This window comes from Enterococcus sp. DIV0703 (assembly GCF_051711065.1).
GTDB lineage: Bacteria > Bacillota > Bacilli > Lactobacillales > Enterococcaceae > Enterococcus_B > Enterococcus_B hirae.
Map to the genome: position 1 here is coordinate 723,754 of NZ_JBIOLX010000001.1, position 17,525 is coordinate 741,278.

The following is a 17,525-nucleotide window of genomic DNA, read 5'->3' on the forward strand; positions in this document are numbered from 1 at the left end:
CTTTTTTTGAGAAAGAGAACGAATATTATTTTGTCCGCTCAAACCTTCATTCAATGAATCAATTTTCCAATCTGCCAAAGACATTATATGCTTTTCTTGGGATTTGTTTTAGTCAATTGGATGATTAAACGATCTACCTGACTATCTTTTTCCTGAGTCAACGTTCCTGCATAACGTTCCGCCACATCTTGGATTATTTTTAAATCAAACTGTTCTTGTTCAGCAAAGTTTTCTGTAATTCCTTGTGAAAAGAGATTCGTTTCATAGTTTGCGCTATGTTCACAACGAATCAATAGTTGATTTTCTTTTTCCTGCATCGATAAATAAATTTTTCGATGCATTGGATCTTCAATGGCATGTGTTTCTCTAAAAGAATGTTCTAAGACATGAATCAGTATTTGGGTCAAGTCATCATCATTGACGGTCAATACTTCTGGTAGTTCGGCTTGAAACTTCACTTTGATATTTCGCTTTGATGCAATCTCTTGATAACGAGCTAAAATAAGATTAGTGAGTTGGTGAGAGGAGTAAGAGAAAATAAATTCAAAATTTCGAGCATTAGTTAAGATAGTTTGCACATAATTTTGTACTTCATCGGTTTCTTCTTCCTTGACCAAGTGTTCTAAGTTTTCCATAGTTTGGATAAACTCAGTTCTTAATGTACTGATTTCTTGAATGTGATCACGTAGCTGATCATAGTGCTGTTCAAGTAAATCCGATTTTGTTTTCAAGAAATTAACAGTTCGCTGATGCTTATCAAAGCTGATGATGTACTCGATAATATTATAACAAATGATAATAATCAGAATAATCATAAATAGAATAGTAGACCAATTAATATTTGCATTATAAATACCTAATGATGGTTGGATATAAAGCATACAATGGAAAATGGCAATCAGCACAATCCACGGTGTACAAGCAATGAAAAAACGATTATTCCGATAGGCTTCCCCAACACAGACAAGCGAAGTAACTAATGTACTGATTACACTAACCGCATTAACAATGGGCATTAGTTCAGTTAATTCTCCTACTGTCATCAATGAATAAATAAGGACACCTATTTGGATGGAGACTTGCAGAAAACAAAAGAGACCATATATTTTTTGATAATGTTTCATTCGGGATAAATAATACAATACCAGAAATACTGAAGTTAAAATAGTAAATGTATCAGATAAAATCGAATGGACGATTGGTTCAAAAAGGATGCCGCTTAATATATCTTCAGAGATTGATTCAAACCCTAAGACTAACGCAAAACAACTGAGAATGATCAATGAAATATCTAGTGTCTTTTTTTTGTAAAGCTTAAAAATGGCGTACACCAATATCCCAATTCCTAAAAAGATGGCAATGATCATGGTAACTACTTGAGGAACAGATTGGGAAAAAATAAAGCTGATGATTGGTCCCGTATTTCCAACATAAACTTTTGGTGGAATACCCGAATAGTTTTCATATGGTGAAGTAACTTCGATTTTTAAGTGTTCACCAGCATAATGTGTAGGCAGATCAATAACTGCCAAAGATAAACCAGGATGAAGTTGGTCTTGTTCATTTGTTCGATCATATAAAAGTTGATCATTTAAATAAACTTTTATCCATTGGTTGTTTCCCCGAATCACTAAATTCGAATCATCCATCTCTTCTTTTAATATAGTTTCCATCACAAAAGTTTCATTTCTTTCAACTGTTGGAAGGTAACTAATATAATGACTATCAAAACGAAAATCAGGTTCATTTTTTAAGTAAAATTCCCATGAATTTTTTATTTCTTTGACCTTTCCACTATCAGAAGGAGTAAAAATATAATAAAAGAAATATACTGTTATCATTAAAAATAACGTTGATAATAGAATAGTGAAAAACCATTTTATCTTTAATGAGTTCGCTTTTTTAAAATATTCAATGTTATTAAAAAAGTTCATAATGTGTCCTTTCTAAAAGTAACATTTTTTTTAGGGTAAACGTTTTTTGTTTTCTAGTCAATCATAAACCTGCATAAAGTTAGATAACCAGAGTTATTTTTTTAGATTTTTTTTAAAATTCTTTCAATTCGTTGTAGAAGAAATAGAGTTAAAATTGATAAAATTAAATCGTTATTATATGATGGGAAATAAGAAATGAGTAAAGGGAGTGGAAACTAGTGCCATTTTATAAAAAAATAACCTATATTAGTTCAATTACACTGATTGTTATTTTAGCGATCATTTTGAGCATTATTTTACTTCCTAAAATAGCTGGTCTATCAACCCATATTATTGAAGATCGTGGTATGAGTCCTTACTATAGCCAAGGAAGTTTGATCTATGTACGTCCGAAGAAACCAGAAGAATTGTTGGTTGGTGACGTGATTACGTACTATGAAAACTCAGGAGAGCAAATAACCACCCGACGAGTGATCGCAGTGGAAAAAGACCATCAAGACTTTTATACTAAAGCAGATAGTTCTACGCAGACCGAATCCGGTGTAGTGGGGAGAAGATACATCATTGGAACGCCCATTTTTCAGATTCCCTATATTGGCATTCTTTTATCAAAGTCAGCATTTACTTGGATGCGCTGGCTATTTTTTACCATCGCCTTTTGTTTGACCGGTATTACAGCTTGGAACATGTTAGATGAATTTGAAAAAAAGAAAAGTTTCAATCGGTTTTTTACTCATAGCCAACGAAAAGGAAAGTGAGTGTAAATTTGTTTGCAACTTGTGGATTTGTCAGGTTCTTCGTATAATAATTTGGAAGAGGAGGCAGATTATGCGTAATGAAATGATGCATCGTCCGGTAGTAAAAGAAGAGTTAGTTGATTTTATGCGGACAAAACAGAAAAAACTGTCTGGAGAGCTTGGTTTGATTGAAGAAGAAGCCCATTTAGCGGAAGTACCGATCATTCCCCATGAAACAGTCGTATTCATGCAGTTTTTATTAGGGCAATTAAAACCAAAGAATGTTTTAGAAATTGGTGCAGCTATTGGTTTTTCTTCTAGTTTGATGGCTCAATTAATCAGTGAAAAAGGTCACGTCACGACGATCGATCGTTTTGATGTTATGATCAAAAAGGCCAAGGCAACTTATGAAAGACTTGGCTTAACCGAAAAAGTTACTTTACTAGAAGGGCAAGCGGCTGATATTTTACCAGAACTAACTGGGCCTTATGATTTTATTTTTATGGACAGTGCCAAATCGAAATATATTGAGTTTTTACCAGAATGTTTACGTCTGCTAAAAAAAGGTGGCGTATTGATGGTTGATGATATTTTTCAAGGCGGAACGATTTTATTGCCTGATGAAGAGATTCCTAGAGGCAAACGTGCCATTCATCGTAAATTAAATGAATTTTTACAGGTCGTCATGACCCATCCAGACTTGACTTCCACATTAGTGCCGCTAGGTGATGGTGTGATCTTGATAACTAAAGAAAAAGAGCAAATTCATCTACCTTAAGAGTATTTACCTTGTTACGACAAAAAGCTTGCTTTTTGTCGGACACTAGGTAAAAGAGGAACGCTTTCTATTGAGCAATCTTTTTTATTGATAAAATAACTATTTCATATTGACAGAACCAAAATGATTCTATATAATTATTTTTGTTCCGAAAAAGCTGTCATAGTAGCTCAGCTGGATAGAGCATCCGCCTTCTAAGCGGACGGTCGGGGGTTCGAATCCCTCCTGTGACGTAAAAAAAACCAAAACCGGTAGAAACGAAAGTTTCTACCGGTTTTTCTTTGTTCTGGTAGTTGGACCAAATGGGTACGTAGCAAGTATTCTTATGATACGCAGTCTAATCAGGTAGGACCTAGGTATGTGTTAAAAAAGAATATATTGGATGTTTTTCTAAGTAAAAGGAGTAGGTAAAATTTTTACTCTACAAATTCATACATTCGTGTATTTTAACTTCGTTTAAGCAGAAATCAGTCCATCCTCTATAGGTGGATGATGTTTGGTATCAGGGGATCCAAGGCTTTTTTAATCGCTACAAGTGTGTTTGTTTTTTTATTTTTGAACGGTTCGGCTATACTTATTCTAAGCCGATAAGCAGAAATGAATAGGGGGAGAAAATATGTCAATTATTTCACAAATTATCATTACATTAGTTGCAATTGAATTTTTTTATATCATGTATTTAGAAACCTTTGCTACAACTTCTAAAGCAACTGGCAGAGTATTTAAAATGAGTCAAAAAGAATTAAGTAATTCGTCGGTACAAACGTTATTTAAAAATCAAGGTGTTTATAATGGATTGTTAGGTATTGGTTTATTTTATGCCATTTATATTTCGTCTGCACCAAAAGAAATGGCAAGTTTGTTATTGATTTATATTGTACTGGTCGCAGCTTACGGTAGTATCACTAGTGACAAACTAATTATTTTGAAACAAGGTGGTCTGGCAATCATTGGATTACTGACTCTTTTGATTTGAGTTAATCTTATTTTATAAAAATTTTCATGAAAACGCCTATAACTTTGTGAAAAAGCTGACATGAGTTAGAAAAATATGCTATTCTAGTAGTTGCGTGTTTCATAAAATTTTTATAAAAAAGGAGTCTCTAGGTTGTTCAAAAAGTATATTTTTTTACTAAATGAAGAATTTGACGGATATGATCGTCAAAAATTCCAAAAAGATTTATTAGCTGGTATTACTGTAGCTGCAGTAGCTTTACCTTTAGCGTTGGCGTTTGGCGTGTCCAGTGGTGCAAATGCTGCGGCAGGATTAATTACAGCGGTTATTGCTGGACTTATTATTGGTGGCTTGTCAGGTGGTTTTTATCAAATTTCAGGACCAACAGGCGCAATGGCTGCGATCTTGATGTCGATTGCAGCTACTCAAGGGATGTCTGGGGTGTTACTGGCGACATTTTTAGCAGGACTATTATTGCTAGTGGCAGGCATTTTTAGATTAGGAACATTGACCTCTTTTATTCCAGCTCCAGTGATTACTGGATTTACTTCGGGAATTGCTATTATCATTGCCTTGGGTCAAGTGGATAACTTGTTTGGTGTCCATTCAGAAGGTGCAAATGTGATTGAGAAGTTTCTCAGCTATCAGACCTTTGGCTTTTCGATAAATTTTTCCTCCTTTATTATGGGATTATTAGTGATCATCGGAATGATTATCTACCCCAAAAAATGGGCTCAAACTATACCAAGTTCTTTGATGGCAATTATTCTTGCAACGGTTGCGATGTTCTTGTTTCACTTGCCGATAGCAACCGTGGGAAAAATCCCACAGACGTTGATCAGTAGCGATCGCTTAACGTTTGCAGCCTTTCATCTTGATTCTTTAAAAGAAGTGATGGTGCCAGCGATTAGCATTGCCTTGCTTGGCATGGTGGAAAGTTTGCTCTGTGGTGCTTCTGCGGGACGAATGGCAAACAAACCATTGGACAGCAACCAAGAACTTGTTGCGCAAGGAATCGGAAATCTAGTTTTACCATTTTTTGGAGGCATTCCAGCGACAGCTGCGATTGCCCGAACAAGTGTGGCAATTAAATCAGGGGCACAGACTCGTTTAGCTGGTATCATTCATGCTTTGGTTTTGTTTTTATCTATGATTATTTTTGCACCAATTATGTCAAACATTCCTATGCCAGCTTTGGCAGGAGTGTTGATTGTTACTGCTTGGCGCATGAATGAATGGGAAACGATCAACGTCTTGTTCACTAAGAGATATTGGTCTGGCATCTTATTATTTTTGATTACTATGGGATGTACTGTGATTTTTGACTTAAGTATTGCGATCGTCATCGGTATTATCGGTGGCTGTATTTTCTTTGTGATCAAAAGTGCGGCAATCACGATCTCGGTTGAAACAATCGATTGGGAACGAATGGATTTGCCAGAAACGAAAAAATTAGATAATTGGACAGTTGTCTATATTAGCGGACCACTCTTTTTTATGTCTGCTGAAAAATTAAAAAATACATTAGCTGATCTAAATCAAAAAGAGGGGATCATTTTTTCTATGCGTGGTGTTCCAAGTATTGATTTAACTGCCCGAGCTGTTTTTGATGAGTTTCAAGAAAAAGCTGAAATGCGAGAACAAACAATTATTTACACCTCGCTACAACCAGAAGTAGAAAAACAACTACAGCATTTATGGCAAAAAGCTGGCTTTGAGCAACACCAAACAGTAGCGCATGCACTCTCAGCGCTGCATGAACAATATACGTAATCAGTCATGAGCAGGAGAAATGTTTTTGAGAAGCAGGGCAAACAAAGTGTTTTTTGCAGTGTTTAATTAAAATAAGCTATAAAAATTCAAAAATCCCGAAACAGCTTTTTTCTGTTTCGGGATTTTTTACCTATGGAAGCTGTGGCTATTGATTGCTAGGATCTTTCTCGAGATAGTTTGCTAAGGTAAGCCAGTCTTTGCGGATCACGTCAGCTAATGTTCGATTGTAAAAAATAGCTGCAGGATGGAAAAGCGGGAGGATCTGGTAGCTTTTATCACTCCACTCGTAAGCATCTTTTTGTTGATTCAGTTTTAAAATAGGCCCAGTATAAAGCTGACCATGATTTTTAGAGATCGTATAAGCAGAACCTAATAACCGTTGCAAACCGATATTGCCTAATGTAGCAATCAAATGGGGCTCGACATGTTCGATTTCATAATCTAGGATCGGCGCATGAGCGAATACTTCCGCTTTTGTTGGTGTCCGATTCGGATAAACAGTTTCTGCTTGCTGAGTTCGTTTATTGAGTCGTTGGACTGTCCGATAAGGTCGACTTCTGACTGCACTAGTAATATAAACATCTTCTCTTGTCAAACCAGCTAGAGCAAGAGTTTGCATTAGTTCTTTGCCTGCTTGTCCGCTAAAAGGAATATGATTATCGATTTCTGTTTTGCCAGGAGCTTCACCTACCAGCATGAGTTTTGGGTGGAGTGGGCCTTGACCAGCAACGAAACCTTCTACCGCACGACCTTGCATACGAATCGTTGCTTCTTGAACCAATTCATCAGGATAGATCATTCGTTTACCTCCTTCGTCTTCACTAACATTATAATGAGCAAAAGTGAAAATTGCGATTGATTGACTTAAGAAAAGTTCTAGAATCTAGAGTTGACGAATGCGCTAGTTTCTGGTAATCTAGTACTGTTGTAATTGTGGACTCCACAGCTACAACCGCACAGAACGAGTTTGTAAGTACAGGTAACTGTCACTCTGGATGGCGAGTCTAAGTCTATTATAAGGAGGTGCTTTATAGCATGTACGCAATTATTAAAACTGGTGGTAAACAAGTAAAAGTTGAAGTTGGACAAGCAATCTACGTTGAAAAACTTGACGTTGAAGCAGGTGAAAAAGTTGTTTTTGACGAAGTTATCTTAGTAGGTGGCGAAACTACAAAAGTAGGCGCTCCAATTATTTCTGGTGCAACTGTTGAAGGTACTGTTGAAAAACACGGCAAACAAAAGAAAGTCGTTACTTTCAAATACAAACCTAAAAAACATTCACACCGTAAACAAGGTCACCGTCAACCATACACAAAAGTGGTTATCGACGCGATCAACGCTTAATTAGCGCTTGAGAAAGAAGGCCTGAATAATGATCAAAGGAACATTTAAACGTAATGACGCTGGTCAAATCGTTTCATTTACTTTGACAGGGCATGCTGATGCTGGTCCTTATGGGAGTGATATCGTCTGTGCAGGAGTTTCTGCATTAGCGATCAGTACTGTCAATGGGATTGCCTCATTAGCTGGTTTTGAACCAATTGTCGAAATGAATGAAGAAGAGGGCGGTTATTTATATACCGAAGTCACTTCAGGATTGACACAAGAGCAAAACAATATTGCCGAGATTCTATTAGAAAATCTCTTGTTGGGATTACAATCGATAGAAGCTGAAAATTCAGAATATATCCAAATTAAAACAATTAATGATAAATAGGAGGTGCAGACCATGTTGTTATCAATGAATCTACAATTCTTTGCCCACAAAAAAGGTGGCGGTTCTACATCTAACGGACGCGACTCAGAATCAAAACGTCTAGGTGCTAAACGCGCTGACGGACAAACAGTTACAGGTGGATCAATTCTTTACCGTCAACGCGGTACAAAAATTTATCCAGGTGTGAACGTGGGTATTGGTGGAGACGACACTTTATTTGCTAAAGTTGACGGAGTAGTACGTTTTGAACGTAAAGGCCGCGACAAAAAACAAGTGTCTGTTTATCCAGTAGCTCAAGAAGCTTAATGAACAGTTTGCTCTATCCCTTATTACGTAAAGGATAGAGCTTTTTTTATGACTTTTAATGAAAACGGTTGACAAAAAAGGTGCTTAAACATAAGAATCAATACCATTCTTTATTTTTTTATTCAAAATCCTGTGCTTATCATTAGTTAAAATGGAAATTACATATTAAAAAACGAACGTCATTCTAAATGATCGGTTTGAAAAAAATAAAAAACGTTTCTCATTTGAAGTATAACAACATATGATTAGAAAAAATCACTACTATTTGTGAATGTTGTATTGTATACTGGGATTTAAGAAGGAGTGATGAATGAAAAAATGAATTTAAATAACGTTTCAAAGCGTTTGTACAAATGGGACAATTTAAAGGCTTTATTAATTTTCCTGGTTGTAGTAGGTCATTTAATTGATCGGGCGAATCAAAAGAGCGACTTGTTAATGAAAATTAACTATTGGATATATATGTTTCATATGCCAGCATTCATCTTTGTTTCTGGTCTATTCAGCAAGAATACAATTCGCAACAAAGATTTCCGAAAAAGTTTTAGATATCTCAAATGGTTTTTCATTTTAAAAATTATATTTTTGATTAGCACTTTTCTCTCTTCAGGTTCTTTAAGCTTTTCCTTTTTAACAGAAAGCGGACTGCCATGGTACTGTTTTGCTATTTTTGCTTTTCAATTAATCAGCATGGTTATTGATGGATATGACAAATACTGGGTGCTAGGCATAGCTGTTGTAATTGGTTGTTTGGCAGGATATGATGCAAATTTGGGAGATTTTCTATGTTCTTCAAGAATCTTAACTTTCTTTCCATTTTTTTATGCTGGATACTTAATTGATTATCAAAAAATGTCAAATTATCTAAACAATTTTAAGATCAAGTTGTGCGCGTTGTTCCTTTTGTCAGGAAGTTTTTTTGTCGTTTATTTTAAGTTATATGGCACCTCACTGACGATGGGATTTTTGACCGGTAGAAATGCTTATGCGAATGTAAGCGAATTAGTAGATCTTTATGGTGGTTTTTTCCGATTTATTTACTATATTGCAGTCTTCCTTATAATCAGTAGTTTGGTTGCTTTGATAAGTAATAAACGACTGTTTATTACGAGTTTTGGAGAATTATCCTTGATCATATATATGTTGCATATACCTATCGTCAGAATAGTGAATGATAAACTTCATTTGGATTTGTTTATTAAAAGTTTTGGTGTACCGCAGAGTATTACGATTCTAATAGTAACTATATGTATTTTCTTTTTGTGCAGAATGGAGTGGGTTCATAAGCCGTTAAACAAAATTCTCTATTTTAATGTTCCTGAAAAAACAGATAATTTGGTAAAAGGAAATGGGTATTTTAAAAGCTTTTTTTATGACCGTACTTTGACCATACTTGATAGTAAAAATGAAGAATAATTAGATGGTATGATGAGCGTATTATTATAGAAGACAAGTGTTTCGGTTATACGATCGGAGTTAATAAAAGTTCACTAGAAAATATTGAATTGGAAGTGATTGTTTATCCGAGCACTCAATAAACAGAATAAATTGAATAAACAATGAACTAAACTCAATGAAAAAAGTTCTCTCTTGTTGATTAAGAGGAGAGCTTTTTTTGTCTGTGTTTCATTACAATAGATAAAATGGTTTATCGGCGCAAGCACTTCGATCCGATCATTTTAAAGAAAAGCTTTAAGTTGAAGGGGACGTTTTTGGATAATTCTAATGAGACAAAGAGTAGCTGATCCAGTCAATACTTCTTTTAATAAGAGATATTTACTGTAAATAGTTGACGAAATGGAATTAAATTTATAGTATTATGTTTTGAAGCCAGTTAATGAAAAAGGGGCGAAACCAAATGGCGAAGCGCATTGATCGAATTTATACGTATGTCAAAGAAAAAACGGCTCATCTAAAACCGATTGAATATGATCAAGGGGTCACAACGAAAGAGATAGCTGAGGTTTTAGGAATCCAACGGACCAATAGTAGTAAAGATTTGAATCAGTTGGTACGTGAAGGAAAATTGTTGAAAACCGATGGACGACCTGTACGTTACATATATCAAAAAAATGTTGCCTATGAACAACCGACCGCCAAACATGTCATAAGCTATAAAGAAGAAAGAGTACCAGTAGAAAAAGCAAGGATTCAGATTGATACGAAAGATATTTTTGCTAAGATCATTGGCGCAAATGGGAGTATGAAAAACTCGGTTGAGCAAGCGAAAGCCGCCATTTTATATCCGCCGAGAGGTCTGAATTGTTTGATCACTGGACCAACTGGATCGGGGAAAACCTACTTTGCACATGCGATGTTTCATTTTGCCAAAGCCAATCACGTCATTAGTGAAGACAACGAGTTGATCGTCTTTAACTGTGCCGACTACGCTAATAACCCGGAATTATTGATGAGTCACTTGTTTGGGTATGTCAAAGGTGCTTTTACTGGAGCAGAAGAGGAAAAAACCGGAATCATTGACCAAGCAGATGGAGGAATGTTGTTCCTAGATGAAATTCACCGGTTACCACCTGAAGGGCAAGAAATGATCTTTTACTTCATGGATCATGGTACCTATAGTCGATTAGGAGAAACAACAAAATCTCATGAAGCAAATGTTCGGATCGTGGGTGCAACAACTGAGGATCCTGGTTCTTCTCTATTAGAGACCTTTGTTCGAAGAATACCGATCAATATCAAGTTGCCATCTTTTGAAAAACGCCCTGCAAATGAAAAAATCGACCTGGTTAAAATTATGATCGCCCATGAAGCCAACCGTATCCAGCGGCAAATTTCGCTAACTGAAGATGTTGTTAAAGCGTTGATCGGTAGTGTAACCTATGGGAACATCGGTCAGTTGAAATCGAATATCCAATTGATTTGCGCTCGTGGTTTTTTAAATCATATCAATTCTCCAGAAATTTCGATTACGATCGATGATTTGACGGAAGGGATTAGAAGTGGATTGATCCAATTAGCAAGTAATCGAGTAGCGATGTCCGAACTATCGAAGCTATTGGAGCCCAAAATTACGGTGTACCCTAACGACACAATCATGAAGATTCAATCTGATTCTTATGAACTACCCTATAATCTTTATGACATTATTGGGGACAAAGCAGCGCTATTAAAGTCTGACGGATTAGATCAAGAAGCCATCAATCATTTTATTTCAACGGATATCAACATCCATTTGAAATCTTTTTACAAGGATCATGGATTCTCATTCAATGCCGATAATAAACTAGCTGAGTTTGTTGATCCTAAAATCATCGAAGTCACCAATCAAATATATATAATGGTAAAAAATGCCTTGCCATATGAGTTTCAGCAAAATTTTATCTACGCAATGAGTCTGCATATCAGTTCTTTTTTAAAAAGAATCAATATCGGTGAAGAGCGCCATACGAATGATAATATACGTGAAATGGCAATTGATTTTCCAGTGGAATATGAAGTAGCGAAAGAAGTTAGAAAGTATATTGAGGAGTATTTCCAAGTAACGATTCCAGATAGCGAAGATTACTATCTCACTGTCTTGCTTGTGTCGCTAAGGGCAAATCAAGCAAGCGGTCGTATTGGGGTAGTCGTGGCAGCTCATGGGAATAGTACAGCAAGCAGCATGGTTCAAGTGGTCCAACAATTATTAGATGCAGACAATGTACGAGCGGTCGATATGCCATTGGATATGGATCCTAAAACGGCGCTTAGTCGGATCGAACGAATGGTGCAAGAGGTAGATGAAGGCAGTGGAACGATCTTATTAGTGGATATGGGTTCGCTTGCTTCATTTAATTCTCAGATTCAGCGAGATACAGGAATTCCTGTGCGGACAGTTGACATGGTGACGACCTCTTTGGTATTAGAGACGGTTCGCAAAGTTTCTGTGTTAGGTACGGATTTAGATATGTTATACGATTCCTTGAAAAATTTCCGTGGTTATGCAGAAATTTCGATGGAAAAAACACCTGAACCGACCGCACTCAGAAAAAAAGCCATCTTAGCTATTTGTGCATCTGGTGAAGGAACCGCACAACGAATCAAAGAATTGATCGAACGTTCTGTAAGTAAACGGCAAGATGTCGAGTTGACTGTTTTGGCACTCTCTGTTTTAGAATTGGAAAAAGAATTGCCTAAATTAATCGAAAATTACCAAGTCATTGCGACTACTGGAATTACAGATCCGCAGATTGCTGCGCCGTTTATTCCATTGGAGCGGTTTATCGATCAAAATATCGAGTTGATTTTAGATCAATTATTACTTGAGGCAGAATTAGATGAAACAGAAGAAGTGCCATTGAGTGAAGAAACTGCAAAACAGACTTGTGTGAAATTTATTGAACAAAATTTTACATTTATCAATGGAACCAAATTGATTGATCCTTTATGGAATTTTAGTGATCAAGTGTCTGAGAAGCTATCGATTGAGAATCATGGATATAGTTTTAAAATCAATTTAGTTTTACACACAGTGGGGATGATTGAACGGATTTTATTAAACGAGCCATTGAATGTTGAATCAGACGAACTGGAAAAAGCGATGGAAGATCCATTGTTTTCGTCTATCCAACAATTGTTATCCCTGTTGGAAAAGACCATCAGATTTGAAACACCTTCATCTGAAGTTTATTATTCATTAAAGCTGATTCGTAATGAATTGGCAAAAAATGAATACACTAAATGAAAAATACACAAAAAAGATACACTGTTATTAGTGTATCTTTTTTGTGTATTGCTTCGAAACGCCTTAAAACCCTTTAGTGTATTGATAAAAAGTTGGCACGGTTCTTGCTTTTATATAAATGTGCCAATAGATGGTTATACACACAGAAAATGAGAGGGGTTTCTGTGAAGTAGTTTAACAAAAGGAGATTTGCTGATGGATATTCGGTTAGCGCGTATAGATGATCGTTTGATCCATGGACAAGTTGCAACGGTCTGGTCAAAATTGACCGGCGTGGAACGCATCATTGTTATTAGTGATTTAGTAGCCCAAGATAAATTGAGAAAGTTTCTTTTAAAAGAAGCTGCTCCACCGGGAATCATCGCAAATGTGATCACGGTGAAAAAAATGATTCAAGTTTATCAAAGCGGTTTACTAGCAACGACGAAAGTGATGCTTTTATTCACTAATCCTCAAGACGTTGAGAAAATTGTCTTAAGTGGTGTACAGCTGGATTCATTGAATATCGGTGGGATGAGTTTTTCTGAGGGGAAGACGATGATCACAAATTTTGTGTCAGTCGACCATAAAGATATTGCATCGTTCCAATTCTTGAATCAGCAAGGTGTAGAATTAGAAATTCGCAAAGTACCCGCAGATAGAAAGATCCTTTTGATGGAATTACTAGCAAAAGCCAAAAAGGCATAATATTGTTGTTGGAAAATGGTCAAATTCATCTGTTGTAATGGTTAGCAATTATTTTAATATTTGATTTGTTACAACAAAAAGAAGTAGGAGGTATAAATATGGTAGGGATTATCCTTGCAAGTCATGGACAATTTGCTGAAGGTATCTTGCAATCAGGTTCAATGATTTTTGGCGAACAAGAAAACGTCAAAGCAGTCATTTTAAAACCAAGCGAAGGTCCAGATGACTTGAGAGCCAAATTAGAAGAGGCTGTTGCTTCTTTTGATAATCAAGACGAAGTATTGTTCTTAGTTGATTTATGGGGCGGAACACCGTTCAATCAATCAAACACATTGTTTGAAGAACACAAAGACAAATGGGCAATTGTTAGTGGTTTGAACTTGCCTATGTTGATCGAAGCTTATGCGTCACGTTTTTCAATGGAATCTGCTCAAGAAATTGCAGCACATATCATTGAAACAGCAAAAGATGGTGTGAAAGTGAAGCCAGAAGAGCTTGAACCACAAGAAGCACCAAAAGCAGAAGTTTCTGATGGACAACCTAAAGGTGCATTACCTGAAGGAACAGTAGTTGGCGACGGTAAGATTAAATATGTTTTAGCACGTGTTGACTCACGTTTATTACATGGTCAAGTTGCTACTGCATGGACAAAAGCTGTTCAACCAAATCGGATCATCGTTGTTTCAGATGCTGTATCAAAAGATGATTTACGTAAGAAATTGATCGAACAAGCTGCTCCTCCAGGGGTTAAAGCAAACGTTATCCCAATTTCTAAAATGATCGAAGTTGCTAAAGATCCAAGATTTGGGAATACAAAAGCTTTGCTATTGTTTGAAAATCCTGAAGACGTGTTGACAGCTGTTGAAGGCGGCGTTGACATCCAAGAATTAAACGTAGGTTCAATGGCCCACTCAGTTGGGAAAGTTGTCGTAAGTAAAGTTTTATCAATGGGCCCTGAAGACGTAGAGGCATTTGAAAAACTAGAAAGCAAAGGAGTTAAATTTGATGTACGTAAAGTACCAAATGACTCTCGCGACAATATGGACGAAATTCTTAAAAAAGCTAAGTCTGAATTATCTAAAGCATAATTCAAAAAACTAATATTTATAGGAGGCTTATCATGTCTATTATTTCAATGATTTTAGTCGTATTCGTTGCCTTTCTAGCAGGGATGGAAGGGATTCTGGATGAATTCCAATTTCATCAACCTCTAGTGGCATGTACATTAATAGGTTTAGTAACAGGTAACCTTGAAGCAGGTATCGTATTAGGTGGTACTCTTCAAATGATCGCTCTTGGCTGGGCAAATATCGGAGCTGCTGTAGCACCAGATGCTGCATTGGCATCAGTTGCATCTGCAATTATTTTAGTATTAGGTGGTCAAGGTGTTCGAGGCGTTCCATCAGCTATTGCTATCGCAGTACCACTTGCTGTTGCTGGTTTGTTCTTAACAATGATCGTACGTACAATCGCTGTTCCTATCGTTCACTTGATGGATGCTGCTGCTGAAGAAGGTAACATCCGCAAAGTTGAAATGTGGCACATCATTGCAGTATGTTTACAAGGTATCCGTATTGCAATTCCTGCTGGAGCATTATTATTCATCCCAGCTCAAACTGTTCAATCTTTCTTAGAATCAATGCCTGCATGGTTAACAGACGGTATGGCTATTGGTGGGGGAATGGTTGTTGCTGTAGGTTACGCATTAGTAATCAACATGATGGCAACTAAAGAAGTATGGCCATTCTTCGTTATCGGTTTTGTTGTAGCTGCAATTACTCAATTAACATTGATTGCCCTAGGTGCTTTAGGTGTTGCTTTAGCTCTTATCTACTTGAACCTTTCTAAAATGGGAGGCTCTTCAAATGGTGGCGGAGGAAGCAACTCAGGTGACCCTCTAGGCGACATTTTGAATGACTATTAATCTTGAAGGAGGAAAATAAAAATGGCAGAAGAAAAAATTACTTTATCTAAAAGAGACCGTTTAGCTGTTGCATGGCGTTCTACCTTCATTCAAGGTTCATGGAACTATGAACGTATGCAAAATGGTGGTTGGGCTTTCTCAATGATCCCAGCAATCAAAAAATTATACAAAACGAAAGAAGAGCGCACAGCAGCTCTTAAACGTCACTTAGAATTTTTCAACACACATCCATATATTGCTTCACCTATCTTGGGTGTTACGCTAGCATTAGAAGAAGAACGCGCAAATGGCGCTCCTGTTGACGATGTAGCGATCCAAGGGGTTAAAGTTGGTATGATGGGACCTCTTGCTGGTGTTGGTGACCCAGTATTCTGGTTTACTGTTCGTCCGATGTTAGGAGCTCTTGGTGCTTCTCTAGCAATGGGTGGTAATATTCTTGGACCAATCATCTTCTTCTTAGGTTGGAACATTATTCGTTGGTCATTCATGTGGTATACACAAGAATTTGGTTACAAAGCTGGTTCTAAAATCACAGATGATTTATCTGGTGGATTATTGCAAGACGTAACAAAAGGTGCATCTATCTTAGGGATGTTCGTATTAGCCGCCTTAGTACAGCGGTGGGTATCGATTAAATTCTTGCCAGTTGTATCAACTGTTAAGTTAGATAAAGGTGCTTACATTGAGTGGGATAAATTACCTGCTGGTGGCGAAGGAATCAAGAGTGCTTTTGAACAAGTAAACAGTGGTCTAGCACTTAGTCCTGAAAAAGTAACAACTTTACAAGATAACTTAGATCAATTGATCCCAGGGTTAGCTGCTTTAGCATTGACATTACTATGCATGTGGTTATTGAAGAAAAAAGTTTCTCCAATTGTCATTATCTTAGGTCTATTCGTTGTCGGTGTAGTTGGCCATGTTGTTGGTCTTTTATAATAAGAATCTAGCTCGGGCGTAGCCCCGAGCTTTTTTTATCAAAAAGTGGATGCTGCTTGAGATTTCAACATTGAAACGATAGTATACTAGATAGATAAAATAATAGGAGTGATTAAATGGTTCAATCAATCAATACAAAAGTTGATTTGGTAATTGATGCCACTGCGTTTACTGGTTTGACTGATTATGGGAAAATCATGATTGGAGACCGAGGATTCGAATTTTATCATGCAAGAGACACTCGGAAATTTGTTCAAATCCCTTGGGAAGAGATTGATTACGTCATCGCATCCGTTATGTTCAAAGGAAAATGGATTCCGCGCTATGCCATTCAAACAAAGAAAAATGGTACATATACATTTTCTTCTAAAGAACCCAAAAAAGTACTTCGCGCTATCAGAAAATACGTAGATCCTAGTCGTATGGTTCAATCCTTGAGCTTTTTTGATGTAGTGAAACGTGGTGTCAAAAGTATCTTCAAACGCAAGTAGAAAAACACGAATGGATGCTCTTCGCAGCATGTCATTCGTGTTTTGTTTTGTGTTTCGCTTTTTCTTTTGCGTGCGGTGTCATTATCTAGGTCAGCTTCAACACTGGTTCAATCATTTGCTCCTAATAATTTTCCTATGCTAGAATGAAACTGTAAAGAAGGAGGTTATTAGTATGGGTTGGATATGGACTTTAATCGTTGGTGCAGTCATCGGAGCCATTGCTGGAGCAATTACCAGTAAAGGAAATTCTATGGGTTGTATCACAAATATCATTGCTGGATTGATTGGTTCAAGTATCGGTCAAGCAATTTTTGGTAACTGGGGACCACATGCAGCTGGTATGGCACTTATTCCATCAATTTTAGGCGCAGTTATTTTAGTGGCAGTTGTTTCATTCTTTTTTGGGAAACGATCATAATCAAATAGATTAACGCTTAGCCAATAGTTTTGCAGATAGAAGTAAATAGTTAAGGCAAATCTGAAACTGATTTGTCTTAACTATTTTTGTTTTACTAAGTTTATTAAGAAAATTTGTTTTATCTGCTGTGTCAGAAAGAAAATTTGCTATAATAGAAAAAAGAGAGCAAAGAAAGAAGGAATTTC

General features: G+C 36.6%; 17 protein-coding genes, 1 tRNA gene and 1 other annotated feature. Of the genes, 16 read left to right on the forward strand and 2 right to left on the reverse strand.

Annotation, left to right across the window (positions count from 1 at the left end; genetic code table 11):
- Positions 1-83: 83 nt before the first annotated feature.
- On the reverse strand, positions 84-1,934 hold the full coding sequence (locus IGK81_RS03355; RefSeq protein WP_034698783.1) for a GHKL domain-containing protein: 1,851 nt from the start codon (positions 1,932-1,934) through the stop codon (positions 84-86).
- A 218-nt stretch (positions 1,935-2,152) separates the two neighbouring features.
- Here IGK81_RS03355 and IGK81_RS03360 point away from each other — a divergent pair, with 218 nt between their 5' ends.
- The 5 genes from IGK81_RS03360 (at position 2,153) to IGK81_RS03380 (ending at position 6,177) form a co-directional block, all read left to right on the forward strand.
- Positions 2,153-2,692, forward strand: coding sequence for a signal peptidase I (locus IGK81_RS03360; RefSeq protein WP_010719813.1), 540 nt, complete (start codon positions 2,153-2,155; stop codon positions 2,690-2,692).
- A gap of 70 nt (positions 2,693-2,762) precedes the next feature.
- Entirely contained in the window at positions 2,763-3,449 is a 687-nt protein-coding gene (locus IGK81_RS03365) for an O-methyltransferase (RefSeq protein WP_034698785.1), read from the forward strand.
- A 159-nt stretch (positions 3,450-3,608) separates the two neighbouring features.
- Positions 3,609-3,682, forward strand: a tRNA-Arg gene (locus tag IGK81_RS03370).
- Positions 3,683-4,065: 383 nt separating this feature from the next.
- Complete coding sequence (locus IGK81_RS03375; RefSeq protein ID WP_034698788.1) at positions 4,066-4,425, forward strand: DUF1304 domain-containing protein; 360 nt, start codon at positions 4,066-4,068, stop codon at positions 4,423-4,425.
- 132 nt (positions 4,426-4,557) lie between these two features.
- On the forward strand, positions 4,558-6,177 hold the full coding sequence (locus IGK81_RS03380; RefSeq protein WP_034698791.1) for a SulP family inorganic anion transporter: 1,620 nt from the start codon (positions 4,558-4,560) through the stop codon (positions 6,175-6,177).
- A 145-nt stretch (positions 6,178-6,322) separates the two neighbouring features.
- On the opposite strand, the gene IGK81_RS03385 is transcribed toward IGK81_RS03380, so the two are convergent.
- Positions 6,323-6,976, reverse strand: a complete 654-nt coding sequence (locus tag IGK81_RS03385; protein ID WP_010719809.1) for a uracil-DNA glycosylase — start codon at positions 6,974-6,976, stop codon at positions 6,323-6,325.
- A gap of 141 nt (positions 6,977-7,117) precedes the next feature.
- Positions 7,118-7,193, forward strand: a sequence feature (ribosomal protein L21 leader region).
- Between the two features lie 19 nt (positions 7,194-7,212).
- Between IGK81_RS03385 and rplU the strand changes: the two genes are divergently transcribed.
- The 11 genes from rplU to IGK81_RS03440 all read left to right on the forward strand — a co-directional run bounded on the left by rplU (position 7,213) and on the right by IGK81_RS03440 (position 17,340).
- A complete protein-coding gene (gene rplU / locus IGK81_RS03390) occupies positions 7,213-7,521 on the forward strand; it encodes a 50S ribosomal protein L21 (RefSeq protein ID WP_010719808.1) in 309 nt (102 codons plus the stop codon).
- 28 nt (positions 7,522-7,549) lie between these two features.
- On the forward strand, positions 7,550-7,894 hold the full coding sequence (locus tag IGK81_RS03395) for a ribosomal-processing cysteine protease Prp (protein WP_010719807.1): 345 nt from the start codon (positions 7,550-7,552) through the stop codon (positions 7,892-7,894).
- Between the two features lie 12 nt (positions 7,895-7,906).
- Positions 7,907-8,200: a 50S ribosomal protein L27 gene (gene rpmA, locus IGK81_RS03400; RefSeq protein WP_010719806.1), complete on the forward strand. Its 294-nt coding sequence runs from the start codon at positions 7,907-7,909 to the stop codon at positions 8,198-8,200.
- Positions 8,201-8,506: 306 nt separating this feature from the next.
- A complete protein-coding gene (locus tag IGK81_RS03405) occupies positions 8,507-9,616 on the forward strand; it encodes an acyltransferase family protein (RefSeq protein ID WP_034698793.1) in 1,110 nt (369 codons plus the stop codon).
- Positions 9,617-10,058: 442 nt separating this feature from the next.
- Positions 10,059-12,884: a sigma 54-interacting transcriptional regulator gene (locus IGK81_RS03410; RefSeq protein ID WP_034698796.1), complete on the forward strand. Its 2,826-nt coding sequence runs from the start codon at positions 10,059-10,061 to the stop codon at positions 12,882-12,884.
- Between the two features lie 195 nt (positions 12,885-13,079).
- Positions 13,080-13,571 (forward strand): mannose/fructose/sorbose PTS transporter subunit IIB, encoded by a 492-nt coding sequence (locus IGK81_RS03415; RefSeq protein ID WP_010719803.1) that lies wholly within the window; start codon positions 13,080-13,082, stop codon positions 13,569-13,571.
- 98 nt (positions 13,572-13,669) lie between these two features.
- A complete protein-coding gene (locus IGK81_RS03420) occupies positions 13,670-14,659 on the forward strand; it encodes a mannose/fructose/sorbose PTS transporter subunit IIA (RefSeq protein WP_010719802.1) in 990 nt (329 codons plus the stop codon).
- Between the two features lie 32 nt (positions 14,660-14,691).
- Positions 14,692-15,495, forward strand: coding sequence for a PTS mannose/fructose/sorbose transporter subunit IIC (locus IGK81_RS03425; RefSeq protein WP_010719801.1), 804 nt, complete (start codon positions 14,692-14,694; stop codon positions 15,493-15,495).
- Positions 15,496-15,516: 21 nt separating this feature from the next.
- The gene (locus tag IGK81_RS03430) at positions 15,517-16,431 is read left to right on the forward strand and encodes a PTS system mannose/fructose/sorbose family transporter subunit IID (RefSeq protein WP_010738207.1); all 915 of its coding nucleotides are present in this window, start codon (positions 15,517-15,519) and stop codon (positions 16,429-16,431) included.
- A gap of 116 nt (positions 16,432-16,547) precedes the next feature.
- Positions 16,548-16,922, forward strand: a complete 375-nt coding sequence (locus IGK81_RS03435; protein ID WP_010719799.1) for a DUF956 family protein — start codon at positions 16,548-16,550, stop codon at positions 16,920-16,922.
- 172 nt (positions 16,923-17,094) lie between these two features.
- On the forward strand, positions 17,095-17,340 hold the full coding sequence (locus tag IGK81_RS03440; RefSeq protein WP_010719798.1) for a GlsB/YeaQ/YmgE family stress response membrane protein: 246 nt from the start codon (positions 17,095-17,097) through the stop codon (positions 17,338-17,340).
- Positions 17,341-17,525 lie beyond the last annotated feature (185 nt).